This window comes from Rhodanobacter sp. GW835-FHT13D09 (genome assembly GCF_058793995.1).
Genome location: NZ_JBXAGL010000006.1, coordinates 160,652 through 186,978 on the forward strand (window position 1 = coordinate 160,652; position 26,327 = coordinate 186,978).

18 protein-coding genes and 1 pseudogene are annotated in these 26,327 nt (G+C 68.8%); 15 read left to right on the top strand and 4 right to left on the bottom strand.

Annotation, left to right across the window (positions count from 1 at the left end):
* Window positions 1–77 precede the first annotated feature (77 nt).
* The 3 genes from thrC to AC1Q5A_RS10370 form a co-directional block, all read right to left on the bottom strand.
* Entirely contained in the window at window positions 78–1,385 is a 1,308-nt protein-coding gene (gene thrC, locus AC1Q5A_RS10360; protein WP_492700631.1) for a threonine synthase, read from the bottom strand.
* 211 nt (window positions 1,386–1,596) lie between these two features.
* On the bottom strand, window positions 1,597–2,595 hold the full coding sequence (locus AC1Q5A_RS10365; RefSeq protein WP_492700632.1) for a homoserine kinase: 999 nt from the start codon (window positions 2,593–2,595) through the stop codon (window positions 1,597–1,599).
* Complete coding sequence (locus AC1Q5A_RS10370; protein WP_492700633.1) at window positions 2,592–3,743, bottom strand: homoserine dehydrogenase family protein; 1,152 nt, start codon at window positions 3,741–3,743, stop codon at window positions 2,592–2,594. The genes AC1Q5A_RS10365 and AC1Q5A_RS10370 overlap by 4 nt, the downstream gene beginning before the upstream one ends.
* Window positions 3,744–4,151: 408 nt before the next feature.
* Between AC1Q5A_RS10370 and AC1Q5A_RS10375 the strand changes: the two genes are divergently transcribed.
* The 7 genes from AC1Q5A_RS10375 (at window position 4,152) to AC1Q5A_RS10405 (ending at window position 11,067) form a co-directional block, all read left to right on the top strand.
* Window positions 4,152–4,907, top strand: coding sequence for a c-type cytochrome (locus tag AC1Q5A_RS10375; RefSeq protein WP_492700634.1), 756 nt, complete (start codon window positions 4,152–4,154; stop codon window positions 4,905–4,907).
* On the top strand, window positions 4,904–6,190 hold the full coding sequence (locus AC1Q5A_RS10380; RefSeq protein WP_492700635.1) for a c-type cytochrome: 1,287 nt from the start codon (window positions 4,904–4,906) through the stop codon (window positions 6,188–6,190). Before AC1Q5A_RS10375 ends, AC1Q5A_RS10380 begins: the two co-directional genes overlap by 4 nt.
* Before the next feature lie 387 nt (window positions 6,191–6,577).
* Entirely contained in the window at window positions 6,578–7,819 is a 1,242-nt protein-coding gene (locus tag AC1Q5A_RS10385; RefSeq protein WP_492700636.1) for a sugar phosphate isomerase/epimerase family protein, read from the top strand.
* A gap of 31 nt (window positions 7,820–7,850) precedes the next feature.
* The gene (locus AC1Q5A_RS10390) at window positions 7,851–8,333 is read left to right on the top strand and encodes an S-ribosylhomocysteine lyase (protein ID WP_492700637.1); all 483 of its coding nucleotides are present in this window, start codon (window positions 7,851–7,853) and stop codon (window positions 8,331–8,333) included.
* Window positions 8,330–9,481, top strand: coding sequence for a sedoheptulose 7-phosphate cyclase (locus tag AC1Q5A_RS10395; protein ID WP_492700638.1), 1,152 nt, complete (start codon window positions 8,330–8,332; stop codon window positions 9,479–9,481). The genes AC1Q5A_RS10390 and AC1Q5A_RS10395 overlap by 4 nt, the downstream gene beginning before the upstream one ends.
* Window positions 9,459–10,169 (top strand): bifunctional 2-polyprenyl-6-hydroxyphenol methylase/3-demethylubiquinol 3-O-methyltransferase UbiG, encoded by a 711-nt coding sequence (ubiG, locus tag AC1Q5A_RS10400; RefSeq protein WP_492700639.1) that lies wholly within the window; start codon window positions 9,459–9,461, stop codon window positions 10,167–10,169. The genes AC1Q5A_RS10395 and ubiG overlap by 23 nt, the downstream gene beginning before the upstream one ends.
* Before the next feature lie 4 nt (window positions 10,170–10,173).
* A complete protein-coding gene (locus AC1Q5A_RS10405) occupies window positions 10,174–11,067 on the top strand; it encodes a UbiA prenyltransferase family protein (RefSeq protein ID WP_492700640.1) in 894 nt (297 codons plus the stop codon).
* A gap of 763 nt (window positions 11,068–11,830) precedes the next feature.
* Here the strand turns inward: AC1Q5A_RS10405 and AC1Q5A_RS10410 are convergent.
* Window positions 11,831–13,828: a bifunctional 2',3'-cyclic-nucleotide 2'-phosphodiesterase/3'-nucleotidase gene (locus tag AC1Q5A_RS10410; RefSeq protein ID WP_492700641.1), complete on the bottom strand. Its 1,998-nt coding sequence runs from the start codon at window positions 13,826–13,828 to the stop codon at window positions 11,831–11,833.
* A gap of 265 nt (window positions 13,829–14,093) precedes the next feature.
* Between AC1Q5A_RS10410 and AC1Q5A_RS10415 the strand changes: the two genes are divergently transcribed.
* From AC1Q5A_RS10415 to AC1Q5A_RS10450, 8 genes and pseudogenes are all read left to right on the top strand, one after another.
* Window positions 14,094–15,761 (top strand): sulfatase-like hydrolase/transferase, encoded by a 1,668-nt coding sequence (locus AC1Q5A_RS10415; protein WP_492700642.1) that lies wholly within the window; start codon window positions 14,094–14,096, stop codon window positions 15,759–15,761.
* A gap of 143 nt (window positions 15,762–15,904) precedes the next feature.
* Entirely contained in the window at window positions 15,905–16,168 is a 264-nt protein-coding gene (locus AC1Q5A_RS10420) for a hypothetical protein (protein WP_492700643.1), read from the top strand.
* A gap of 58 nt (window positions 16,169–16,226) precedes the next feature.
* Window positions 16,227–17,984 carry an alkaline phosphatase family protein gene (locus tag AC1Q5A_RS10425; protein WP_492700644.1) on the top strand — a complete coding sequence of 586 codons (1,758 nt, stop codon included), beginning with the start codon at window positions 16,227–16,229 and terminating at the stop codon, window positions 17,982–17,984.
* 46 nt (window positions 17,985–18,030) lie between these two features.
* Window positions 18,031–18,393 (top strand): annotated as a pseudogene (locus AC1Q5A_RS10430) (glycerophosphodiester phosphodiesterase family protein); the annotation flags it as partial.
* A 214-nt stretch (window positions 18,394–18,607) separates the two neighbouring features.
* On the top strand, window positions 18,608–20,950 hold the full coding sequence (locus AC1Q5A_RS10435) for a TonB-dependent receptor (protein ID WP_492700645.1): 2,343 nt from the start codon (window positions 18,608–18,610) through the stop codon (window positions 20,948–20,950).
* A 181-nt stretch (window positions 20,951–21,131) separates the two neighbouring features.
* Window positions 21,132–22,232: a glycerophosphodiester phosphodiesterase gene (locus AC1Q5A_RS10440; protein WP_492700646.1), complete on the top strand. Its 1,101-nt coding sequence runs from the start codon at window positions 21,132–21,134 to the stop codon at window positions 22,230–22,232.
* A gap of 180 nt (window positions 22,233–22,412) precedes the next feature.
* Window positions 22,413–23,750 (top strand): alkaline phosphatase family protein, encoded by a 1,338-nt coding sequence (locus tag AC1Q5A_RS10445; protein ID WP_492700647.1) that lies wholly within the window; start codon window positions 22,413–22,415, stop codon window positions 23,748–23,750.
* 205 nt (window positions 23,751–23,955) lie between these two features.
* Window positions 23,956–26,283 carry a TonB-dependent receptor gene (locus AC1Q5A_RS10450; protein WP_492700648.1) on the top strand — a complete coding sequence of 776 codons (2,328 nt, stop codon included), beginning with the start codon at window positions 23,956–23,958 and terminating at the stop codon, window positions 26,281–26,283.
* Window positions 26,284–26,327: the final 44 nt, after the last annotated feature.

Genomic DNA, 26,327 nt, shown 5'->3' on the forward strand with positions numbered 1-26,327 from the left:
GTCCAGACGTTTTTTCGATGCGCATGCGTATGGGATGGTCGGAAGCCACCTGGCGCATGCCTGCGTCTCGGCATGATCTAGGGCATCAGCCAGTCCCGCAGGGCGGTGTCACTGGCCGCCAGCGGTTCGGCGCTGGCGCTGCGCGCCAGCATCGCGGCCAGCGCCGGGGGCAGGTCGAGCGGGTGGCCGAGCAGCGGCTCCACCACGCCCTCGAACTTGGCCGGATGGGCGGTGGCGACCACCGCCCACGGCGCCTCGTCGCCATCCGCGCGCAGGCGATCGAGCAGGTGCATGGCGGTAGCGGTATGCGGGCAGAACACCTCGCCGTGCTCGCGGGCGTGAGTGGCGATGGTGCGACGGATGGTGGCGTCATCCACGCTTTGCGCTTGCAGCAGTTGGCGCAACGCGGATTCATTCGGGAGGGTCCAGCGCAGCCGCTCGAAGTTGCTCGGCGCACCGACGTCCATCGCGTTGGCGAGGGTGGCGACCGCTTCGCGCGGCCGGTAGTCGGCGCCGGCGAAGAACTCGGGCAGGGTGGCGTTCGCGTTGCAGGCCAGCCGTACTTCGCCGACCGGCAAACCCATTTCACGCACCCACAGGCAGGCCAGCGCGTTGCCGAGGTTGCCGGTCGGCACGATGAAGTTCAGCGGCTTGCCGTGTTCGCGCCACCAGCCCAGCGCGGCGTGCGCGTAATAGCTCATCTGCGGCAGCAGGCGGCCGAGGCTGATGCTGTTGGCCGAAGACAGTGGCACATCCGCCTGCAGCTCCGCGTCGTTGAGCGCGGCCTTGACCATGCGCTGGCAGTCGTCGAAGCGGCCGGCCACGCGCAGCGCGGTCACGTTGTCGCCGAAGCAGCCGAGCTGGTGTGCCTGGCGCGGCGAGACCAGGCCGTCCGGATACAGGATCACCACGCGCACATGCGGCTGGCGATGGAACGCGGCGCCCACTGCCGCGCCGGTGTCGCCCGAGGTGGCGACCAGGATCGTCAGCGGCCGTGCGTCGGTGCGCGGCAGCCGGCGCAGGCAGGCAGCGAGGAAGCGCGCGCCGACATCCTTGAAGGCCGAGGTAGGGCCGTGGAACAGCTCCAGCATCGCCGTGTGCGGATGCGCCGGCAGCGTGCGCAGCGGCGTGTCGAAGGTGAGCGCCTCGACGCAGATCGCGGGCAGTTCATCGGCCAGCGCGTCGCCGGCGAAGAACGGCGCCAGCAGGGTAGCGGCGGTGTCGGCCAGCGTGCCGTGCGGACCGAACGCGGCCGGATCGAGTCGCGGCAGGGATGCGGGCACGTACAAGCCGCCGTCCGGTGCCAGCCCGGCGGCGATCGCCTGGCTGATCGGCACGGCCGGGGCGGCGTTTCGGGTGCTGTGGTAGCGAAGCAGTTCGCTCATGTGCCTGACTCGTGTGTAGGGCGGGCATTGCCCGCCGGTTTTTGATGCTTGGTGGCGAGAGCGGCGGGCAGTGCCCGCCCTACAAGAGCGTTCATTTGTCGGCCTCGAGGGTTGCGATCAAACGCGGCAGCAGCCGTAGGGCGGGCATTGCCCGCCGTTTCCGCCATGACCTGCGAGCAGAAGCTGGCGGGCAGTGCCCGCCCTGCGCCGGTCATGGCTGCGGCTCCACGTCGAGGGAGTCGATCAGCGTGGCAGCCGGCCCGTTGATCGGCGACACCCAGGCATCGCTGTCCAGCCCGGCCTCGGCGAACGCGGCCTGCATCGCCACGCCGGCTGCTTCGGCGTCGGCGCGGTTGTCGTACCAGCCGAACACGCTGGGGCCGGCGCCGGAGATGCTGGCGCCCAGCGCGCGGTGGTCGAGCGCGGCCTGCTTCACCCGCGCGAAGTGCGGGATCAGCGGCGCGCGGCGCGGTTCCACCAGAACGTCCTTCAACCCCTCGCGCACCAGCGCCGCGTCGCCGCGCCAGCAGCCGGCCAGCACCAGGGCGAGGTTCGAACTCTGCGCCACGAACTCGCCCAGCGCGTAGTGGCCGGCCAGCGCCGCGCGCGCCCGGCGCGTCTCCAGCACCACGTGCGGATGCACCAGCGCGCAATGCCACGCGGCGGGCACGTCGATGCGCAGCAGGCGGTCGTGGGTGGCCAGCACCAGGCCGCCGAGCAGCATCGAGCCGAGGTTGTCGCCGTGGCGGCTGCCGCTGGCCACCGCCTCGCCGTCCAGCGCGAATGCGTACAGCGCCTCGCGTGGCAGCGGCTCCTCCAGCAGCGCGTTGGCGGCCACCAGCGCGGCCACGCAGGAGGCGGCGGAGCCGCCCATGCCCGAACCCAGCGCGATGCCCTTGTGCAGGGTCAGCTCGAAACCGTACGGCAGGCCGAGCGCCTCGCGCAGCGAGAGCAGCGCGGTGCCGGCGGTGTTCGCGCGCGGGTCGGCGGGCAGTTCGGTGACGCAACCGCGGATCGCGGCGATGCGCACCACCGGCTCGTCGATGCGGCGCACCTCGGCGCGGTCGCCGGCGCCGGCCACGCTGTGGCCGAGCAGGTCGAAGCCGACGCCCACGTTGCCGACACTGGCGGGCGCGAAGGCGCAGGCGACTTGCAAAGGGGTGGCGTGGCGCGGTGGGGCCATGGCGGGTTCCAGCAGAGAGGAATTCATGCGCGCGCCTCCAGCGACTCGGCGATGCGCAGCAGGTCGGTGAACACGCCAGCGGCGGTCACCTCGGGACCGGCGCCGGGGCCTTGCACCGACAGCGGATTATCGCAGTAGCGGCGGGTGCTGAACTGCACGATGTTGTCAGTGAGCCGGGTATGGGCGAACGCGTGGCTGGCCGGCAGCACCTGCAGCCGCACGCTGGCGCGGCCGTGCCGGTCCAACTGCGCCACGTGGCGCAGCACGCCGCCTTCGGCGTGCGCCGCGGCCAGTTTCGCCGCCATCGGCGCATCGAGTTCGTCGAGCCGCTGCATGAAGTCGTCGCGTGACAATGCGGCCAGCGCGGGCGGCACCAGCCCTTCCAGGTCGACGTCTTCCAGCGACAGCGGCCAGCCCGCCTCGCGCGCGAGGATCACCAGCTTGCGCGCGACGTCCAGTCCGGACAGGTCGTCGCGCGGGTCGGGTTCGGTAAAGCCCAGCGCGTGCGCCTCGCGCACCAGCGCGGAGAACGGCTGGCGGCCGTCGTGGCGGTTGCACAGCCAGGCCAGCGTGCCGGAGAACATCCCGTGCACCGCGAACAGCTCGTCGCCGGTGTCGAGCAGGTCGCGCAGCGTCTGCACCACCGGCAGACCGGCGCATACGGTGGCCTCGTAGCGGAAGCGTGCGCCGCTGGCGCAGGCCGCGCGGATCGCCTGCCAGCGCGGCAGCGGGCCGCTGCCGGCCAGCTTGTTCGGCGTCACCACGTGCAGGCCGGCGGCGAGCCAGCGCGGGTAGTGCGCGGCTACTTCGTCGTTCGCGCTGCAGTCGATCAGCAATGCATGGCGGCCGTCGTTACCGCGCACGTGCCCGGCGAACGCGTCCAGGTCGTTCGGCCGCCAGATCTGCGCGCCGCCGTGGCGGGCGTTGAGTTCGGCGTCGTCGCAGTCCAGCCACATCCGCTTGCTGGCGACCACGCCGCAGAGTTTCAGCTCCAGCGCGCTGTCGCGGGCCAGCCGCGGCTGCGCCGCGCGCAGCTGTTCCAGCAGCGCGCTGCCGACCCTGCCGGGGCCGATCACGCCCACTGCCAGCACGCGGCGCCGGGTCGTGCCCATGCGGGTCATCAACGGCGGCGGTAACGGGGGATGCTGGACTTGCTCGGGTGCACAGGTGATCACGGTGGCCTCTCCGGTGGAGGCCCGTTCTCGCTGGCGTGTCGGCATGGGCCGGCCCGCCTCGTCGAGGGCGGGCCGTTGCATGTAGAAAACTACCTACGCACGACGCCCCGCCCGGAACCCGTGGTACCGGTACCGGTGGTAATCGTGGTGGTAATGATGGCGGCGATGGCGCCCACGCGCGTAGGCATGCGCCCGGTGCGAACCGGGGCGAAGTGCATGCGTGCGGGCGTGGAAAACGGCGACATGGGACCGACCTTAAACGGATTGCTGCACTGCGGTCAACAGATACATTTGCAACTTTCGCCGGGGCTGGATACCGCCGGACGGCGTCGCCGCGACCTGCGGCAGGTTGTCGCGACCGGCCGATCCGGGCCCGGGCGGGGCGATGTGCGGGCCTACAATGAGCGAATGAACCGTCTCGTTTTCCTGCGCCGCTGGCTACGCGCGGCCGTCGTGCTGTTCGCGTTCGGCATCTGCGCTGCGGCCCCGGCGGCCGCGCCCCAGGCCGGTGCCGCACCGGTTCCCGATACCATGCAGCAGCGCGTGGCCGCGTGCACCAGCTGCCACGGTGCGCACGGCGAAGGCTCGCCGGACAGCGTGGCGATCCCGCGCCTGGCGGGCAAGCCGGCCGGCTACCTGCTGCAGCAGCTGGAATATTTCCAGAGCGGCCAGCGCCGCCACGCGCCGATGGAATATGTGGTGCGCCAGCTGAGCCCGGTGTACCTGCGCGAGATCGCCGGCTACTTCGCGCAGCAGGACGTGCCCTACCGCAAGCTGCCGGTGCCGGCGGTATCGGCGGAGACCCTGCGGCGTGGCGAGCAGCTGGTGATGCGCGGCGACTCCACCCGCGGCGTACCGTCGTGCGTCAGCTGCCACGGCGCCAGGCTCACCGGCGTGGAGCCGATGATGCCGGGCCTGATGGGTCTGTCGTACGACTATCTCAACACCCAGCTGGTGTCGTGGCGCACGCGCCAGCGCGCGGCCGAAGGGCCGTACTGCATGGGCGTGGTCGCCAACCGCATGCGCGAATCGGACATCACCGCCGTGTCCGCGTGGCTGGCCAGCCACGAGCCGCTGGCCGACATGCATCCGGCACCGGCCAGTGCGCAGACCGAACCGTTGCCGGGCTGGTGTGTGATGGGCAGGAGCGGAGCAGGTCGATGACGTGGTGGCGACGTGGATGGTGGGTGCCGGCACTGCTGGCGGCAGTCGTGCTGGGCTGGCTGTACTTCGGCCGCGCCGGCCTCACGGAGGCGTCGCCGGCGCAACACGAGGCGGATGCCGCCGCGCTGCACGATCCGGCGCTGATCGCGCGGGGCGAATACCTGGCCACGGCCGGCGATTGCGCCGCCTGCCACACCGCGCGCGACGGCCAGCGCTACGCCGGCGGTCGCTCGCTGGGCACGCCGTTCGGCGACGTGCCGGCGCCGAACATCACGCCCGATCCGGAAACCGGCATCGGCCAATGGAGCTTCGACGATTTCTGGCGCGCGCTGCATGAGGGCAAGGGTCGCCAGGGCGAGCTGCTGTACCCGGTGTTCTCCTACACCTCGTTCACCCGGGTGAGCCGTGCCGATGCGCTGGCGATCTTCGCCTACCTCAAGTCGTTGCCGCCGGTGCATCGGCCCGACACGGCGCTGGGGCTGGCGTTTCCCTACAACGTGCGCAGCAGCCTGCTCGCGTGGCGCGCGCTGTACTTCAAGCCCGGCGAGTTCCGGCCCGATCCGGCGAAGTCCGGACCGTGGAACCGCGGCGCCTACCTGGTGCAGGGCCTGGGCCATTGCAACGAATGCCACACCACGCGCGACTCGCTGGGCGGCATCGAGCAGGACCGCCACCTCACCGGCGGCCGGATCCCGCAGCTGGACTGGTATGCGCCCGACCTCAGCACCAGGCCCGGTGGCGGCCTCGACGGCTGGAGCGCGCAGGACATCGTCGACCTGCTGAAGACCGGCCAGTCGGCGAAGGGCACGGCGTTCGGGCCGATGGCCGACGTGGTGCGCAACAGCACCCAGCACCTGAGCGACGCCGACCTGCAGGCGGTGGCCGTCTATCTGCAGTCGCTGCCGCCGCGCGCGCCGGCGACAGCGGCTCCGTTCGTGCAGGCGGCCAGCCACGAGCAGGGCGGCAAGCTCTACGCGCAACGCTGCGCGGACTGCCACGGCAAGGACGGTCGCGGCGTGGCCGGCGTCTACCCGCCGCTGGACGGCAATACCTCGGTGACCGAACCGACCGGTATCAACGCGATCCGCAGCGTGCTGCTCGGCGGCTTCGCCCCGGCCACCGCCGGCAACCCGCAGCCGTATTCGATGCCACCGTTCGCGCAGCAACTGGGCGACGCCGACGTGGCCGCGGTGGTCGGCTATATCCGCCAGTCATGGTCGAACAAGGCCGCTGCGGTGCAACCGGCCGACGTCGGCAAATACCGGAATACGCCGAGCGACTGAGCGGCCGGAGTTTCGGCGCCGACGAGCGTTGCTCCCTCCCCTGCTCGCAGGGGAGGGCCGGGGTGGGGTCCGCTCTTGATCTTTCTCCGATCCCGGCGAGGAACATTGACCCTACGGTGACCGGATTCCAGCGCGCCGGCGCGCTGCTATTGCCGCGCTATTACGGCCGGCCGCCGGCGCACTGCGGCATCCGAACGCAGCCGCCGGCGGGCGCGATTTGACGTGGGTCATGGCGAGCGCGCCGCCGCGCCCGCACACTGCGCGGATACCAACTCGACGTCGGCTGCCCCGCGTGGCGCGACCGGCGCCGTGCGTGCTGCAGCCGCAGGGTTCGGGCCGGCGGCGCACTCGAGTTCCGCCACCGCTCGCTCATCACGGCTCCCGCGCATGATCCAGCTCAGCTACAGCACCTTCGGCCTCACCAACCTGCCGTTCCTGGAGGCGATCGACGCCGTGGCGCGCGCCGGTTACGCGGGGATTGAGCTGTCCTTCCACCGCGACCAGTTCAATCCCTTCAACCTCACCGAGGCCGACCTCGACGCCGTGCAGCGGCGTCTGCAGGCGGCGCGCATCGTGCCGGCCTGCGTGGCCACCGCCTCGCACTTCTTCACCCCGTCGCGGCCGCATGAGCCGTCGCTGCTGACGCTGGACGTGGCCGGGCGCAAGCGCCGCATCGACCTGGTCAAGCGCGGCATCCGCGTGGCGCGCCGGCTGGGCGTGAAGCTGGTTACCTTCGGCAGCGGCTTCCTGCGCGAGGAGCACGTGCGCCAGCCGCAGGTCGATCCGGGCGAGCTGCTGGCGGACAGCATCCGCGAATGCCTGCGCGAGATCCGCGACGACGAGGACATCACGCTGCTGATCGAGCCCGAGCCAGGCATGTATATCGAGACGCTGGAGCAGGGGCTGGCACTGATACGCGCGGTTGGCTCGCCCCGTTTCGCGCTGCACATCGACATCTGCCACGCCTACTGCTCCGAGCCGGACTACCTCGGCGCGCTGGCGCAGGCGGCGCCGTTCGCCCGCTACCTGCACATCTCCGATGCGCGGGCGGGCCACAACCTGAGGATCGTGCGCGACGATGCGGTGCCGGTGCTCGACCTGGAAGCCGCCAGCGCGCTGGTGTACTTCCCCGACACGGCGGACTACCTGCTGCTGGACCGCCGCCACCCGCTGTACTTCGGCGACCGCACGCCCGACCCGGCGCGGCGCCGGCGCATCGACGCCCTGCTGGCGCAGGCCGGCATCGATCAGGCGGCGGGCCTGGTCGACTACGGCAGCCTGTACGCCGGCGCCTCGCCTCTGGACGACGAGATCTTCACCTGGCTGATCTCGGTGCCGGGACTGAGCTTCGACGTGCTCGAACGGGCCTGGCCGATCGTCGCCCACCTGCGCGGCGTGCGCGGTCCGGTGCTGTTCGAACGGATGGTCGCCAACACGCGCACCGGCATCGTGCATTTCCACGAGATTCCCGGTGAGGGCACGCTGGACCTGGCAGGGAGTTTCAGCGCGCTGAACGCGCACGGCTTCGACGGCTTCGGCTCGGTCGAGCTCTATCACCACGTCGATGGCTGGCAGCAGGCGCTCGACCAAAGCTACCGCCACCTGGCCGCCATCGCGCAGCCGGCGTGAGCGCGCCCGGCCGTTCCATCGAGCAACCATCATGATCGACTTCGAGGCACTCGGCTGGCGCAGCGATACCGTCGGCGAACTGGACCACCGCCTGCTCAAGGCGCCCAGCGTCAAGCTGCGCGGTGCTCACGCGGGAGCGGCGGGTGACATCGTCTACAGCATCGACCTGCGCCTGCGCCGGCCGAACGCCGACGCCTGCCTGTCCAGCACCGAGCTGCATTCGATCGAGCACTTCCTGCTCGAAGGCTCCCAGCGCCTGTTGCCGCGGCATTTCATCGGCATCGGCGTGATGGGTTGCCAGACCGGCTTCTACCTCACCCTGCTCGGCGAAGGCCGGCGCACGGTCATCGAGGATGCGCTCGCCGCCATCCTCGAAGGCGTGCTCGCGGCCGACGCGGTGCCGTATGCGCGCATCGACCAGTGCGGCCACTGGCGCCACCACGACCTGGCGCGCGCGCAGGCCGTGGCGCGCGAGGTGCTGGCGCAACGCACCGCATGGCGGGACATCACATGAGCGCGGCGCAGGGCGCACGCTGGCAGGTCAGCGCCACGCGCCGGATTGAGTACGACCTGTGCAACGTGGCCGACGTGTTCGATCCGCAAAGCGACGCGCTGCTGTCGATGGGCCGCGTGCGGGACGGGCGCCGCTTCGTGGTGGTCGACGAATGCGTGCACGCGTATCACGGCGAACGCATCCGCGCCTACTTCGCCCAGCACCGTGTGGATGCCCGCATCATCACCCTGCCGGGCGGCGAAGGCGGCAAGACGCTGGAGGCATGGCTCGCGGTGCTGCGCGAGCTGGACGGTTTCCCGATCCATCGCCGCGACGAGCCGGTGATCGCCATCGGCGGCGGCGTGCTGACCGACGTGGTCGGCTACGCGGCGGCCAGCTACCGCCGCGGCGTGCCGCACATCAAGGTGCCGACCACGCTGATGGGCTACGTCGACGCGGCGGTGGGGATCAAGACCGGGATCAACTTCAACGGCCGCAAGAACCGCCTGGGCAACTTCGAGCCGCCGCGCCGGGTGCTGCTGGACCGCAGCCTGCTGCGCAGCCTGCCGCCGCGGCACCTGCGCAACGGCGTGTGCGAGATCGTCAAGCTGGCGGTGATCCGCGACGCTGCACTGTTCCGCCTGCTGGAGCGGCACGGCGCATCTTCCATGGAGGCATTTTTCCAGGACGCGCACGGCGGCGAGATCCTCGACCGTGCGATCGGCGGCATGCTGGAAGAGCTGGCGCCGAACCTGTACGAGGAGGAGCTGGCGCGCAAGGTCGACTTCGGCCACACCTTCAGCTACGGACTGGAAACCCGCCACGAGGGCCGCCTGCTGCACGGCGAGGCGGTGCTGCTGGACATCCTGGTGTCGACCGCGATCGCCCATCGGCGCGGCCTGCTCGACGCGGCCGCGGCCGGACGCATCTTCGCCCTGGTCGAGCGCCTGCAGCTCGCCCCCGAGCTCGCCCTGCTCGACGCCGAACTGATCTGGCAGTCGCTGCTCGATCGCGTCGAGCACCGCAACGGCCTGCAGCGCGTGCCGTTGCCCGCGGGGATCGGCGGGTGCGTGTTCGTCAACGACATCGCGCGCGCGGAAGTCGAAGCCTCCATCCACACCCTGAACCAGCGGACCACGACCAGCCATGACCGAATCGCCGAATGTTGATGCCGCGGAGATCGCCCACTTCAACCGCATCGCCCAGCTGTGGTGGGACCCGCAGGGCAAGATGGGCCAGCTGCACGCGATCAACGACCTGCGCCTGCGCTTCATCACCGACCGCATCGGCGTGCCCGCACCGCGCATCGTCGACGTGGGCTGCGGCGGCGGCATCCTGGCCGAGGCGCTGGCCAAAAGCGGCGCACGGGTGACCGGCATCGACCTGTCACGGCTGTCGCTGGACATCGCCCGCCAGCATGCCGAACGCGGCGGGCTCGCCATCGATTACCGCGAGCTCGACGCGGAGACCCTCGCGCACGACGAGGCCGGCAGCTTCGACGCGGTCACCTGCATGGAGATGCTCGAGCATGTGCCGCATCCGGAGCAGGTCATCGCCGCCTGCGCCACCCTGCTCAAGCCGGGCGGCGTGGCGTTCTTCTCCACCATCAACCGCACGCTCAAGGCCTTCGCCTTCGCCATCGTGGCCGGCGAGTACATCCTCGGCCTGCTGCCGCGCGGCACCCACAGCTACCGCAAGCTGATCCGACCGGCGGAGCTGCGCGCGTGGGCCGGCGCGGCGGGGCTCGGCTTCGAGGCGGTGGCCAGCCTCATGTACAACCCGCTGACGCGCCGTTTCCGGGTCGCGTCGAACCGCGAAGACATCAACTACATGGCCTGCTTCGCCAGGAAGGGCTGAACCCATGCGGCGCTTTCTCGCCTTGTCGCGCTCCCTCCACGGCGTGCTCGACATCGCCATGCCCGGCTTCGTCGCGTTGCTGTGGCTGGGGCATTTCCCGTCGTGGCAGGTGCTGGCGCTGTCCCTGGCGACCGCGCTGGCTGGCTATACCGCCATCTACGCGTTGAACGACCTGATCGGGGTGAACGACGATAAGGAAAAGGTCGCCGGTGGGATCAAGCCGGGCTACGCGGTGGAGGCTTCCGCCATGCGTTACCCGCTGGCGCAGAACCTGGTCAGCATGAAGGGCGCGCTGGTGTGGTTCGGCTTCTGGTTCGCGCTGGCCGTGCTCGGCACCTGGCTGCTGAACCCGCGGATCCTGCTCATCGTGTTCGTGGCGGCGGCGCTGGAAGTGGTCTACGTCAAGCTGCTCAGGATCACCTGGTGGCGCACTGTGGTCAGCGGCCTGGTCAAGTCGGCCGGCCCGGTCGCCGCCGTGTTCGCGGTCATTCCCGAGCCCTCGTGGCGGTGGCTGCTGGGGCTGCTGGTCTGGCTGATGCTGTGGGAGATCGGCGGGCAGAACATCCCGGCCGACTGGAACGACATCGAGGAAGACCGCCGCATCGGCGCGCGCACCATTCCGCTGGTGTTCGGCCTGCGCACGGCCGGTGTGCTGGCGGCCGTCAGCCTGGGCGTGGCCGTGCTTGTGAGCCTGCTGCTGCCGCGTATGTCGCCGCTGGCGTCGGGCTGGCCGTTCCAGCTGGCCATTTTCGCTGCCGGCGCCGGCCTGCTGTTGCCGCCGGCGTTCCGGCTCGCACGCACGCTGGACGGTCGCCAGGCGGCGCGGCTGTTCGACCGCGCCAGCCTGTATCCGCTGGTGCTGCTGGGGATTGTCACGGTGTTCGTGTTGATCCGCTGAGGCGCGATGGCGACGCGGCGGCTTTTTTGGTCCGGCCGCAGTGATGCGGGTGGTTCAAGAGCAAGAGCTTTCGCCTGCCTTCGGCACGCGAGTCACTTTTCTCTTGCGTGGCCAAGAGAAAAGTAACCAAAAGAGAAGGCCACCCTGCTTACGCGCCTTGCGAGCATCCTGCCCGCAAGGTTCGCGGGCGGGTTACGGGGTTTGTCGACAGCACATCCTGTGCTGACGCCAAACTGGTTCGCATCCATGCGAACCACCCTTCGGGCTTTTCCTCCACCCGCCCGCCGCTTCAGAGGGGACCCCGGGTAGAGCGGCGCGCATCCTGCGCGCACTCTTCAGAAGAGCCAGATCAAGAGCGAGAGCGAAGCCACAGCAACGCTACGCTTTGCTGTGGGCTGTTGCTTTTCAGCTTCATCACCGAGTGCGGGCCAGGATGGCCCGCTGCTCTACCCGGGGTCCCTTGCGCGGCGGTGAGGCGGGGACGACAGGCCGCGCAGCGGGCGTTGCCAAGGATGGCAACGCCTTTTCGCGCGGGCAGGATGGCCGCTCGAAAAGCCCGGCCCCGGCTCATGGACTTGCCGGGCAGGAGCCCGGCAAGCGCCAAGCGGGGTGTCGTTTTCTCTTGGTTACTTCTCTTTTGGACAAGCAAAAGAGAAGTAACTCGGGCGCCGCAGGCGCACGAAAGCTCCTGCCCTTCAAGAGCCTACACTCGAGCGGAAGGAGAGGGGGGCGACGACGGCGCGGTTCTCCCTGCGCGCCGGCGTCAGTGCGACAGGTCGATCGCATACGTCGCTGTGCCGTCGCCGTGATCCTTCAGCTGGCGGATGTTGGCGAGGCCGGCGGCGCGGGCCACGTCCTGCTTGCCGCTGGCGCCGGTGAAGACCACCGCGCCGCGGGTCTTCAGCGGGGCGAAGGTCCATGAGGTCGGTTCGAGGTCGTTCGAGCCGATCCGCTGCCTGCTTTCCAGCCATTTCGCCAGGATTTCGCGGGTGCCGTCGGGCGCGGCCAGCACGATGTTGCTGCCGTCGAGGCCGGGGAAGTGGCCGCCGCCGCTGGCGCGGTAGTTGTTGGTGACGACGATGAACGGCTGGTCCGGCTCGACCGGTTTGCCCTGGTAGGTCAGCGTGGTGATGCGCTGGCCAGCCGGCTTCGACACGTCGATGACGTAGTGGACGCCGCCCTGGATCTGGTCGAAGTTGTAGCCGACGTAGTGGCTGCTGATCAGCGGCTGCTCGCCGGTTTTCGTGGGGTCGATCCGGTTGAAGCGTTCGGCGGATTGCTCCAGCCAGGCTTTCAGGCTGGCGCCGTCGATCTTCACCGCGGCCAGCGTATTCGGATAGAAGTAGAGGTCGGCGGCGCTGCGCAGGGTGAGCGGGCCGGGGGCGACGTCGGTGTAGTCGTCGGGGCCGGCGAAGCCGGTGCGGAACGCGGCGGCGGCGGACAGCACCGGCACGCCGGCCAGTTCCGGATGCGAGCGCGGCAGTTCGGTGCGCACGTAGTCGATCTGGGCGGCGTTGACCGGCGCCAGCGCGGTCATGTTGCCCTCGTCGGCGAAGTAGCTGCTCAGGCGCAGCATGCTCTCGCCGATCGGCGTGTTGACGTAGGCGATAGTCGCCTCGTGCGCCTGCCGCACCAGCGGGGCGATCGCCGGGTCGGCCGGCACGCAGTCGTTCTTCTGCGCACAGATGCGCAGCACCTCGCTGCGGCTTTCCTCGTGGTCGACCACCCAGCGGCCGTCCTTGCGATCCAGCACCAGGTGGATCACGCCGAGGTCCTTGCCGAAGAAATCCGCCATCACTGCCGGCACGCCGCGCACCAGGCCGCGGCTGGCGTCGACCTCCTTCAGGCCGGCGTAGCGGGGGCCGGGGAATTCGGCGTGCGAGTGGCCGAGCAGCAGCGCGTCGATGCCGGGCACGCCGGCGAGGTACCAGCCGGCATTTTCCATCTGCGACGTGTACGCCGCGGTGTCCAGGCCGCCGTGCAGGATCGCCACGACCAGGTCGGGATGTTGCGCCTGCAGCTCGGGCAGGTACTTGCGTGCGGCCTCGACCACGCCGCTGACGGTGACCTTGCCGGCCAGTTTCTGCCGGTCCCAGTCCAGGATCGGCGGCGGGGTGAAGCCGATGATGCCGACCTTCAGCGGTACCTCGATCCTGCTGCCGTCGCTCGTGTACGCCTCGATGTTCTTCGTCACCACCGTCCACGGCCGGAAGATCGGCTTGCCATCGCGCGCGCTGTAGACGTTGGCCAGCACCAGCGGGAAGCGCGGGCCGGCGCAGCGATCCGTGCGGCCGCCATCCACGTTCATCGGCGTGCCGGTGACCTGCGACAGGAAGCCCAGGCCGTAGTTGAACTCGTGGTTGCCGGCGGTGCCGCCGTCGTAGCCCATCGCGTCCATCGCCTGGTAGATCGCCAGCTCCTGCGCGCAGGCGACCGGCTTCACCAGCGCCTGGTAGTCGGCCAGCACGCTGCCCTGGATGGTGTCGCCGCTGTCGAACAGGAAGGTGTTGGGGAATTCGGCGCGGGCGCGGCGGATCAGCGTGGCGGTGCGCTCGTAGCCGAGCGAGGCGTCCGGCTTCAGCTTGTAGTAGTCGTAACTGAGCACGTTCGCGTGCACGTCGGTGGTCTCCAGGATCGCCACGCTCGCACGCGTTCCGTCGGGCGTCTTGCCGGATGCCCGGGGCAGGCCGGCGCAGCCGGCGAGCAGGGCGGCGCCAAGGGCGAGCAGCGGGACTGTGAACGGGAACGGGCGTGGCGACATGGGGCTTCCGTGAGGTGCGAGGTCCGGGCCGCGGAAAGTAGCAGATCGACATGTCATGTTGCCGGCATCGCGATGGCCTTCTCCCGCGGGCCGGATGGGATTTTCCGTGCCTCGGTGCGATCCCCAACGGCAGTGGAACGGACCTGCCCGGCGTCCGTACGTTGCGGTTGCAAGTCAGTAGGATGACGCCAGGGTGACATCCGGTCCTGCAGGGGGACCCCGACCTATGCCTCGAATCCCGTTGTGTGCTGCGCGAACATGTGCGGTGGCGCTGTGCGCCGTGGCCTTCTTCGCGCTCAGCGTCGCGTTCACCGCCTGGCAGGAGCCGCTCCCGCTGCAGCGGGCCTTCATCGCCGGGCTGATGCTGTGCATCTTCGGCATGCTGCTGTTCGCCTTCGGCCGGTTTGCCACCGCACTGCTGGTCGGTGGCGGGCTCTTCCTGCTGCTGAAGTTCGTGGCGGTGCTGAAGTTGCGCTACCTCGATTCGCAGCTGATGCCGTCGGACTTCATCTATTACCTGCGCAGCAGCCTGCTCGGTACGCTGCTGCATTATCCGCACCTGTACCTCGCCGCCCTCGGCGTCGCCGCGTTGCTGCCGCTGCTGTACCTGGCGTGGTGCTGGGACTGGCGTGTGCTGGCGCCGCTGCGGCCGCGCCATGCCGCCGGCATGCGGATCGGCGGCACGGCGCTGTATGCGCTGGCCTTCTGGCTGTGTCTGCTGCCGACCGGGCCGTTCGCGCAGGTCCATTCGCGCAACGCGTGGGAGAAGATGTCCGACGACGCGCAGCTGACCAACTTCTTCGTCAACCTGCGCGACGCCGGCGTGCAGCTGCCGCCGATGGCCGACGAGGCCACGGCCGAGCGCGACTGGGGCGCCACCGCCTCGGGTCGCGCGGGCGGCACGCCGCCGTACCCGGACATCGTGCAGGTGCTGGAGGAGAGCACCTTCGACCCGTCGGTCTTCGATGCCTGCAGCGTGCCGGCGTGCCGTGCCGCGATGTTCCGCCCCGACGCGCGCACCCGCGCGCACGGCATGCTGCGCGTGCATACGTTCGGCGGCGGCACCTGGGTCAGCGAATTCGCCGCGCTGACCGGCATGCCGCAGGACATCTTCGGCCCCGGCGGCATGTACGCGCCCTACGTGCTGGCGCCGAACGTGCACGACGCGCTGGCGCTGCAGTTGCGCCGGCTCGGCTACCTCACCATCGGCATCTATCCCACCGGCGCCGACTTCATCAACGGCCGCAACGCGTACCGGGCCTACGGCTTCGACCATCTGTACGGCGCCGACGAACTGGGCCTGCAGGAGTGGGAGGAGAGCGACGCGCAGATGTTCGCGGCGGCGAAACGCATCTACGACAAGGTGAAAACGCCGGACCAGCCGGTGTTCGTGATGATCCTGACGCTGAACCAGCACGGACCGCACGACCACCAGCCGATGTCGAAGCTGCCGAAGCCCTATCGCAACCTGCTGCGCGGGCTGCCGCGCGATGTGGCGCTGAACTTCGACACCTACCTGGCGCGCCTGCACGCTTCGGACGCGGCGATGCGCGCCCTCGAGCACGCCTTCCTCGACCGCCCGCAGCCGACCGTGCTGCTGCACTTCGGCGACCACCAGCCGTCCTTCAATGGCCTGATCCGCGACCTGCCGCGGCGGTTGCCGGCCGACCTGCAGCCGTACCGCGACTACCTCACCTACTACATGCTGAAGAGCAACTTCGCCGGGCCGCCGCTGCCGCAGTACCCGCTGCTCGACATCGCGTTCCTGCCCGGCCTGCTGCTACAGGCCGCCGGGGTGCCGGTCGACGCGTACTTCGCCGCGTCGACCGGACTGCGCGACCGCTGCGACGGCCGCTACGATGGTTGCGCGGTGCCGGGCCTGCTGGCGTCCTACCACGCTTGGACGATCGGGCGGCTGCACGTCTACCAGTGAGCGGTGGCGACGCGCCCTGCCGGGTGCGACCGGCAGCGGCAGTTTCCGCCGCGTCCGGGCAGCGGGGTCGGCCGCCGCGGCGGGCGTGGGCCGCATGCGCCGGACGCGGACGACGCTGGCAGGCGTCTTGCTTGCCTTCGGGCATGAACGAGCGCAAGCCCGAAGGCGGTGAAACCTCCGATCCAGGCCTGGAACAGCGCATGACCGACAGCGGCCTGTCGGATGGCACCCGGCGTTTCCTGCGCGATCTCCACGCGGCCGAGAAGCAGATCAACGAGGTGTTCGAGAAGGCGCATCGGGGCGGCGGACGCGAGGCGCAGCTGGGCGAAGCGTATCGCCGCATGTACGGCGCCGGTGACGCGTCGGCTCCGGTCACGCCGGTGCCACGGAAGGTTCGCACAACATGATTTAGGATCGCGGGCGATTCGCGTGGCTGTTCACGCGACGCCCGCTGAAGAGATCCGCATGTTCCGATCCCTGTCCCGTCTGCGCCCGGCCCTGCTGGGCAGCTGTCTGTCCCTGCTCGGCGCCTGTGCCAGCCAGCCCGCGTCCGCGCCGCGGGCGTCGGCGGCCGCGATCGCGGTGCCCGTCATCCAGCGTCCGCAGGGCGAGACGGCGGCGTGGTGGTTCCGCAGCGGCGCGGCGCAGGCGGCGCTCGCCTCCCGCGAGGCGAATGCGGATGGCCAGCGCGCGAAGAACGTGATCGTGTTCCTCGGCGACGGCATGAGCATCCCCACCATCGCCGCCGCGCACGTACTGGCCGGCGAGCGTGCCGGCGTGGACGGCGAGAGCTACCGGCTGAGCTTCGAGAAGTTTCCGTTCAGCGCGCTGAGCCGCACCTACGAGACCGACCAGCAGACGCCCGACTCGGCCGGCACCATGACCGCGATCATGAGCGGGGTGAAGACCCGCGCCGGCTACATCGGCGTGTCGCAGCTGCCGAAACGGCAGGACTGCGCCGGCAGCCGCGGGCAGGAGCTGGTCACCGCGCTGGAGCTGGCGGCCTCGGCCGGCATGGCCACCGGCGCGGTCACCACCACGCGGATCACCCACGCCACCCCGGCCGCCACCTACGGCCACCTGCCTGAGCGCAACTGGGAGGTGGACGCCGACCTCAGCGAGGCGGCGAAGGCCGCCGGCTGCAAGGACTTCGCCGCGCAGCTGATCGATTTCCCGGTCGCCGGCGGCCTCACCGTGGCGATGGGCGGCGGCCGCACCGAATTCATGCCGGCCGGCGCGGACGATCCGGAGTATCCGGCCAGCGTGGGCCAGCGCCTCGACGGCCGCGACCTGATCGGCGAATGGACCTCCAGGCATCCGGACGGCAAGTACGTGTGGAACGCCGCGCAGCTGAAGGCGCTGGATCTGGCGAAGACGCCGCGTCTGCTCGGCCTGTTCGAGCCCTCGCACATGAACTACGAGCACGAGCGCGCGCACGACAAGGCCGGCGAGCCCAGCCTGGCCGAGATGACCGCCAGCGCGATCGAAGTGCTGAAGCGCAACCCGAACGGCTTCTTCCTGATGGTCGAGGGCGGCCGCATCGACCACGCGCTGCACGCCGGCAACGCGTACCGCGCACTGGACGAGACGATCGCCTTCGCCGACGCGGTGCAGGCCGCGCTGCAGCACACCGACCCGGCCGACACTCTGATCGTGGTCACCGCCGACCACAGCCACACGATGACCTTCGCCGGCTACCCGCGTCGCGGCAATCCGATCCTGGGCAAGGTGACCGGCCATACCGACAGCTACGACGACGAAAGCGCGCCGGGCCTGGCGCGCGACGCCACCGGCCTGCCGTACACCACGCTGGGCTTCGCCAACGGCCCCGGCTATACCGGCGCCAGCGAACGGCAGCCGGAAGGCGGCAAACGCTACCCGCACAACCCGCGCGAGTACGGGGCGATCGGCAAGGGTCGGCCCGACCTGCGCCAGCTCGACACCACCGACCCGGACTACATGCAGGAAGCGGCCGTGCCGCTGAAGGCCGAGACGCACGGCGGCGAGGACGTGGCGATCTTCGCCAGCGGCCCCGGCGCCGCCGCGTTCCATGGCGAGCTGGAGCAGAACGTGATCTTCCACGTGATGGTGCAGCACGCGCCGCGGCTGCGCGCCGAGCTGTGCCGGCTCGGCAGCTGCAACGCGGACGGCGTGCCGGTGGATCGGCCGGACTGGCAGCGATGGCTGAAGCTCGGCTCCGCCGCGACCGCCACGGCGCTGTAAAGACCGCTACATACTCGGCCGGCAGAGTCGGCACCTCGCCCGTGCCGCCGCCGGTGGACGGCTGAGCTACGGCGAAATGTGCACGCCGACCGGCCTGCGCGCGATCGCGACCTATGCCGACGCGATCGGTCCGAACATCCGCGCGATCATCCCGCTGGCGAAGGACGGCACGTTAGGTGCGCCGACACCGCTGGTGCACGACGCGCACGCGGCGAAGCTGGAACTGCACCCCTACACGTTCCGCCCGGAGAACCATTTCCAGGCGAAGAACTTCTGGCAGGGCAGCGATCCGAAGACATTCAACGAGGCGGGCTCGATCGCCGAGATCCGCGCCTACCTCGATGCCGGCATCGACGCGTTCTTCACCGACGACCCGGCGATCGGGCGCAAGGCGCTCGACGGGCGCTGAGCGTCGGCCCGCGCGGGTTCGCGTGCACGCGGCGCCGAGTTCGCGCGACCGTATGGACGTTCATCCGAAAAGCTGACATTCGGCTGTAAGGCTCCCTACACAAAGCACGTCCATGCTTGTGCGTACGGTCGCTCAGAGCGGCCGCTCTCCCATTCCCCACATTGATGCCGTGGCTTCCCGCGATCGCGGGAGGCTGCACAGAGGATGCACGCGCATGTCCGTCAGCAAACGCTCTTGCCGCAGAACCGGTCTCGCCCTGGCGCTGTTCGCCGCGCTCAACGGTGTAGCGATCGCCGCACCGCTCGACAACGCCACACCGGCGGCAGGGCCGGATGCTACCGCCGACCAGGCCCGCACGCTGGAATCGGTGTCGGTGATCGGCCAGGGCGAGACGCGCCAGGTGCAGCGTGTCACCGCGAAGGACGTGGCCGTGCTGCCGGCCGGCACCAGCATCCAGAAGGTGTTGAACCGGATGCCTGGCGTGAACGTGCAGTCGAATGATGCGTTCGGCGCGAACGAGGAGTCGCAGACGATCAGCCTGCGTGGCTTCAACACCACCCGCCTGGGCTACACGCTGGACGGCCTGCCGCTCGGCGACAATGCCTACGGCAACTACAACGGCCTCAACATCAGCCGCGCGCTGATCGCCGAGAATTTCGGCGGCGCCGAGCTGGCGCAGGGCATTGGCGGGCTCGGCACGGCATCCACCAGCAACCTCGGCGGCTCGATCCAGTACTACTCGGACGATCCGGCGACGACATTCGGCGGCCGCTTCGGCCAGACCGTCGGCAGCGACAGCAATCGCCGCACCTATCTGCGCCTGGATACCGGCGACTGGCACGGCTTCTCGATGTATCTGTCCGGCATCCGCGCCACCGCCGACATGTGGGCACCGCCGAGTTCGCCGACCACCACGAAACAGTTCAACGCCAAGGCGGTGTACCAGTTCGACGGCGGCCGGATCACCGCATTCGCGGATACCTCGCGCACCTCGCAGGCCGATTACGCCTATCTCTCGAAGAGTGGCATGGCACGCGGGCTGGGCTGGGACTGGAACCTGTATGCGCCGGACTGGAAGCGCGCGCTCGCCGCGGCGTACTGTGCACCGGCGTACACCATCAAGGGCGTGAAGGATCCACGCTGCGCGTTTTCCGGCGGCGTCGACAACATCGACGATGCGTATTACCAGAGCCGCGCGCTGCGCAACGACGACCTGTACTACCTCGCCGGCGACTTCTTCCCCAGCGACGGCGTAACCGTGCATGCGCAGGTCTACCACCACGAGGACGCCGGCCAGGGCCACTGGTGGTCGCCGGGGCAGAAGTCGTATCCGGGCACGCCGCAGGAGCTGCCGATCTCGATCCGCAGCACCAACTACACGATCAACCGCACCGGCGGCATCGCCTCGCTGGCCTGGGAGCTGGGCGCGCATCATCTCGAAGGCGGCGTGTGGTACGAGCGGAACAACCACCACGTCGAACGCAATTTCTACTGGATCGGCGGCCCGATCAACGACGACACCTTCCTGGCCAACCCGAACCGCCGCCTGTTCAGCCAGGACTACGTGATCACCACCCGCCAGGCCTATCTGCAGGACAGCTTCAAGCTGTTCGACGACCGGCTCAGCGTGGATGTGGGCGTGAAGAGCCCGCACACCACGATGAGCGCGGTCGAGACGGCCGGCGTGGCGGTCGAGGCGCCGGTGGCGAACGGCGCGCTGAAGGCGGACAAGTCGCTGCTGCCGCAGCTCGGCCTCGGCTACAAGCTGGCCGCCGGGCAGGAAGTGTTCCTTTCGTATGCGAAGAACATCGCCGCCTTCCAGGGCGGTGGCGCCGGCGGCCCGCTGCAGGTGACGCAGGCCTCGTTCGACGCCAGCCGCGGCAACCTCAAGCCGGAGCAGTCGCGTACGATCGAGGGCGGCTATCGCATCACCCGGCAGGCGTTCGAGGCCTCCGTCGCGCTGTACGACGTGAAGTTCGACAACCGCCTGCTCTCGCTCAACCCGTGTTCGAGCATCCAGCAGGGCACCACCCCGGCCTGCACCACGCGCTTCTACAACGTCGGCGGCGTGAGCAGCCACGGTGCCGAGCTCACCTTCATCTGGAAACCGTTCGATCACGTCCAGTGGTACAACTCGGCCTCGTTCAACCGCTCCACCTACGACAACAACTACACGCAGAACGGTGCGCTGGTGCCTACCCGCGGCAAGATCACCGTCGATACGCCGCAGAAGATGCTGGCCAGCGAGATCAGCTGGCACGATGGCCCGTGGAACCTGAGCCTGCGCGGCAAGTACACCGGCCGCCGCTACTACACGTATACCAACGACCAGGGCTTCGGCGGCTACACCGCGTTCGACTTCGGCGCCGGCTACGACTTCGGCCCGGCCTGGTTCGCGAAGGACGTGCGGCTGTCGCTCAACGTCACCAACCTGACGGACCGCCGCTACGAGTCGAACCTCAGCGCGTTCGCCAATGGCGATCCGAAGGGTCGCCAGCTGGCGTTCCATGCCAGCGCGCCGCGGCAGGGCTTTCTCACGCTGGACGTGAAGCTCTGATGCGCAGCAGCCTGCATGCCGGCCTGGCGTTGTTCTCCAGCGCCTGCATCCAGGGGTTGCTGTCCGATCTGCTGTCCCGGCAGGCGCAAGGCTGCGTCTGCCGGACGACCCCTCCGCCACCGGAATCCGCAACCACTCCCGCTCCGTCATGGAACGTGGGCATGCAGGAAGGAATGCATCCATGAAAGTCTTATGCTGGCTCGTCTCCCTGCTGGTGACCGGAACGCTGGCCATGCCTCTCGCCGTGCACGCGAATGAAAAACCGCTGGCCGCGAAGGTGCTGGTGATCGGCCATCGCGGCGCCAGCGCGCTGCGGCCGGAACACACGCTGGCCTCTTACGGCAAGGCGATCGCCGACGGCGCCGACTTCATCGAACCGGACCTGGTGATGACGAAGGACGGCGTGCCGGTGGCGCGCCACGAGAACGAGATCGGCGGCACCACCGACGTGGCGGCGCATCCCGAGTTCGCCGCGCGCAGGACCACGAAGACGGTCGATGGCCAGGCTGTCACCGGCTGGTTCACCGAAGACTTCACGCTGGCCGAGCTGAAGACGCTGCGCGCACGCGAGCGCCTGCCGGAGCTGCGCAGCACGCAGTACGACGGCGCGTTCCAGATCCCGACACTGGACGAGATCATCGACTTCGTCGCCGCCGAGTCGGCGACGCAGGGGCGGCTGATCGGCATCATTCCGGAGATCAAGCACGGCACCTATTTCCAGAAGGCCGGCCTGCCGATGGAGGACCGCGTGCTGGCGATCCTCGACGCACACGCCTACACGCGCACGGCGCCGGTGGAGATCCAGTCGTTCGAGATCGCCAACCTCAAGTACCTGCGCGGCAAGCTCGGCAACGGTCACCGCAACATCCGCCTGCTGCAGCTGATCGACGACGCCGACCTGCGGCCGTACGACGTGGTTGCCGCCGGCGGCAAGCTGAGCTACGGCGAAATGTGCGCGCCGGCCGGCCTGCGCGCGATCGCGACCTATGCCGACGCGATCGGTCCGAACATCCGCGCGATCATCCCGCTGGCGAAGGACGGCACGTTAGGTGCGCCGACGCCGCTGGTGCACGACGCGCACGCGGCGAAGCTGGAACTGCACCCCTACACGTTCCGCCCGGAGAACCATTTCCAGGCGAAGAACTTCTGGCAGGGCAGCGATCCGAAGACATTCAACGAGGCGGGCTCGATCGCCGAGATCCGCGCCTACCTCGATGCCGGCATCGACGCGTTCTTCACCGATGACCCGGCGATCGGGCGCAAGGCGCTAGACGGGCGCTGAGAGGTTGTGAGTTTTTCAACCTCGTGAGCGAGTCCGGGCATGTACCGGACTCGCGATTGAAGAAAACCACAGGAGGTGGTTTTCTTCACAAGCTCTGAGCGAATCCGCTGTGGCGCTGTCATGAGGGTGCAGTGGCACGGGCCGAGCATGACGGTTCCTTCGCCGCTTTCTGGAACCTGCATGCGCCGTCTGCTGTTCGTGTTGTCCTTCGTGCTGCTCGCCTGGCTGCCCGCCATGCGCGCGGCGGCGGCGCCACTGCTGCTGATCTCGATCGACGGCCTGCGCCCGATCGACGTGCTGCAGGCGCACCAGCGCGGATTCAAGCTGCCGAATCTCGGAGCGTTCCTGCAGCGCGGCGCCCATGCCGACGGCGTGCGCGGCGTGCTGCCCACGCTGACCTATCCCAGCCACACCACGTTGATCACCGGCGTGTCGCCGAACCGGCATGGCATCGGCGGCAACCTCACCTTCGATCCCGTCAACAAGAATCAGCAGGGTTGGTACTGGTACGCCAGCGACATCCGCGTACCGACGTTGTGGGATGCCGCGCACGCCGCAGGCCTGACCACCGCGAACGTGCACTGGCCGGTGAGCGTGGGCGCGCCGGTGGACTGGAACCTGCCGCAGATCTGGCGCACTGGCACGGCCGATGACCGCAAGTTGCTGGGTGCGCTGGCCACGCCCGGCCTGCTGCCGGCGATGGAGAAGGAGCTCGGTCCCTATGCCGACGGCATCGACGAGAGCCTGGCTGGCGACGAGACGCGCACGCGCTTCGCGGTGAAGTTGCTTGAAACGCACAAGCCGGATTTCATGACGGTGTATCTCACGGCGCTCGATCACGAACAGCACGCCAGCGGGCCGGACACGCCGGCGTCGCGGGCGGTGCTGGAACGTATCGACGGCCTGATCGGCGAACTGGTGGCCGCCGCGCAACAGGTGCATCCGGATGGCGTGGTGGCGGTGGTCTCCGATCACGGATTCCTGCCCGTGCAGCAGGACGTGAATCTGTACCAGCCCTTCATCAAGGCGGGTCTGGTCACGTTCAAGAATGGTGCGGTGACGGACTGGCAGGCCATGCCATGGAATGACGGTGGCAGTGTGGCCATCGTGCTGCACGATCCCGCCAACGCGAGCGTCAAGGCACGGGTGGCGGCGCTGCTCGACCAGCTGCAGCACGATCCCGCGTATGGCATCGATCACGTGCTTGAGCATGCGCAGCTGGTTGCGCGGGGCGGCACCGCGCAAGCCGAATGGTTCGTGCTGTTCAAACCGGGCTACGAGATGGCGATCAAGCCGGATACGCCGCTGCCTGCCGCCAGTCATTATCGCGGCATGCATGGTTACGACCCGTTGCTGCCGCAGATGCGCTCGACCTTCCTGCTGGCCGGCAAGGGCGTGCCTGCGGGCAGGGACCTCGGCGAGATCGACATGCGCGATATCGCGCCGACGCTGGCGCGACTGCTGGGTGCGCGCCTGCCCCAGGCGCAGGGCAAGGCACTGCCGGTCGCCACGCACTGATGCGATTCCGGTTGCCTTGGTGTGCCCGTTTTGCGTCGTTTCAAACGCCATCCAAATGACGAATGACATGTCGTCGTAAGACGGGCTTCATGAAGTGCGTTCACACTTGCATGGATCGCCGCCTGGGTGGGGTGCGGGCGGTTTCCTCAACACGATAGTCGCGGCGCTCCGCGGAGGCGGACTGCTGCGCGAAGGATATTCACGCATGTCCGTACAAATGATCTCGACCCGCAAGACCGGTCTCGCGCTGGCACTGCTTGCGGTTCTGCATGGCGGTGTCGCATGGGCCACCAGCGCGGATGCGCCGGCGCCGGCCGCCAACCCGGCCGCGACGGCGGGTACGGCGGAATCAGGCAGCACCAAGACGCTGGAGGCCGTCTCGGTGATTGGCCAGGGCGAGTCGCGCCAGGTGCAGCGCATCACTGCCGTGGACCAGAAGATCCTGCCCCCGGGCAGCAGCCCGCTGAAGGTGCTGCAGAGCAAGCCGGGCGTGCATTTCGAGTCGGCCGATCCGTTCGGCAACTACGAGTGGTCCACCCGCATCAGCCTGCGCGGCTTCAACCAGAACCGGCTCGGCTTCACGCTGGATGGCATTCCGCTGGGCAACATGAGCTACGGCAACAACAACGGCCTGCATGTCAGCCGTGCGCTGATCGCCGAGAACCTCGGCGGCGCCGAGCTCGCCGAAGGTATCGGCTCGCTCGGCACCGCATCGGTCAGCAATCTCGGCGGTGCGGTGCAGTTCTTTTCGTCCGATCCTTCGCCCGAGTACGGCATCACCGTGTCACAGGGTTTTGGCAGCGACAGTGCGCGCCGTACCTACGCGCGGCTGGACACCGGCGAGCACAACGGCTTTGCCATGTACCTGTCCGGCGCCTACAGCGACGTGAACAAGTGGAAGGGCAAGGGCAGCCAGACGCAGCGGCAGTTCAACGGCAAGGCAACCTACGACTTCGGCGACAACCATGTCGGCGCATTGCTCACCACCTCCAGCCGTGACGAAACCGACTACCAGGATCTCTCGCTGGGGCTGCAGAAGCGCCTGGGCTGGAACTGGGACAACCTCGCGCCCGACTGGAACCGCGCGGTGGCGGTAGCCACCCAGTATCAGACGACGGGTACCGCTTCCAACGGCGGGATCACCACCGTGGACGACGCTTATTACGACGCACGCGGCCTGCGCGACGACACCATCGCGAGCGTGTTCGGCGACTTCGCGCTGACCGACGGCGTGCGCCTGAAGGCGACCACGTACTATCACAACAATCGCGGCCAGGGCCATTGGTTCACGCCGTACCAGGTGTCCTACCCGGGCACGCCGCAGCAGACGCCGATCTCGATCCGCACCACCGAATACGGCATCGATCGCGGCGGCATCACGGCTGCACTCAGCTGGGATATCGGCAACCATCATCTCGAGGGCGGCTTCTGGTACGAAGACAGCAACCACAGCGTGCAGCGCAACTACTACTTCATCACGGGCCCGCTGGACGACACCTTTTTCCTGCGCAATCCGAACCTGCGCCTGTTCCACCAGCACTACGAAACCACCACCCGCCAGTTCTACCTGCAGGACAGTTTCAAGCTGCTGGACGACCGCCTCAGCGTCGATGTGGGCTTCAAGGCGCCGGATACCAAGATCACCGCGGTGGCACTGCCCGGCACGGTCAGCTATGGCACCGCCAGAAGCTATGCGAACGGACAACTGGTGGCGAAGAAAAATTTCCTGCCGCAGATCGGCGCCAGCTACAAGCTCGGCGGCGGCTACGAGCTGTTCGGCTCCTACGCCAAAAACATCGCCGCGTTCCAGGCCGGCATCACCGGCCCGCTGGCGACCACCCAGCTGGCCTACAACACGTTTGGCAAGCGGCTGAAACCGGAGCAATCGCGCACGTTCGAGGGCGGCCTGCGCAGCGTGACCGACAGCTACGAAGCCTCGCTGGCGCTGTATGACGTGAAGTTCGACAACCGATTGCTGGTGATCTCGCAGTGCGCCGGCATCGTCGGTTGCGCCAGTGCGTACGCCAACGTGGGTTCGGTGAGCAGCCGCGGCGCCGAGCTGGCGGTCAATTTCAAGCTGTCGACCGAACTGCACTGGTCGAACTCGCTGTCGTACAACCGCTCGCGCTACGACTCCGACTACCTCAACGGCACCACCGTGGTGCCGACCAAGGGCAAGACCGTGGTGGACAGCCCGAAGCAGCTGTTCTTCTCGACGATCGCGTGGACGCCGGGTCCGTGGGACCTGCGCCTGTCGGCCAACTACACCGGCAAGCGCTATTACACCTATACCAATGATGCGTCGGTGCCCTCGTTCTGGCTGTTCAACGCGGAGGCCGGTTACGATTTCGGCAAGCTCGGCTATGCGCAGGATCTGAAGCTGGCGCTCAACGTGACCAATCTGGCGGACAAGCGCTATTTCGGCACGATCGGCTCGAACGGCTTCGTCGCCAATGATCCGACCGGCGAATTCCAGACTCTGCTGGCCGGCGCGCCGCGCGCGGTGATGCTGACTGGCACGCTGAAGTTCTGACCGGTATCAGGTGAGTCTCCGGCCCCGCCACACGGACGTGGCGG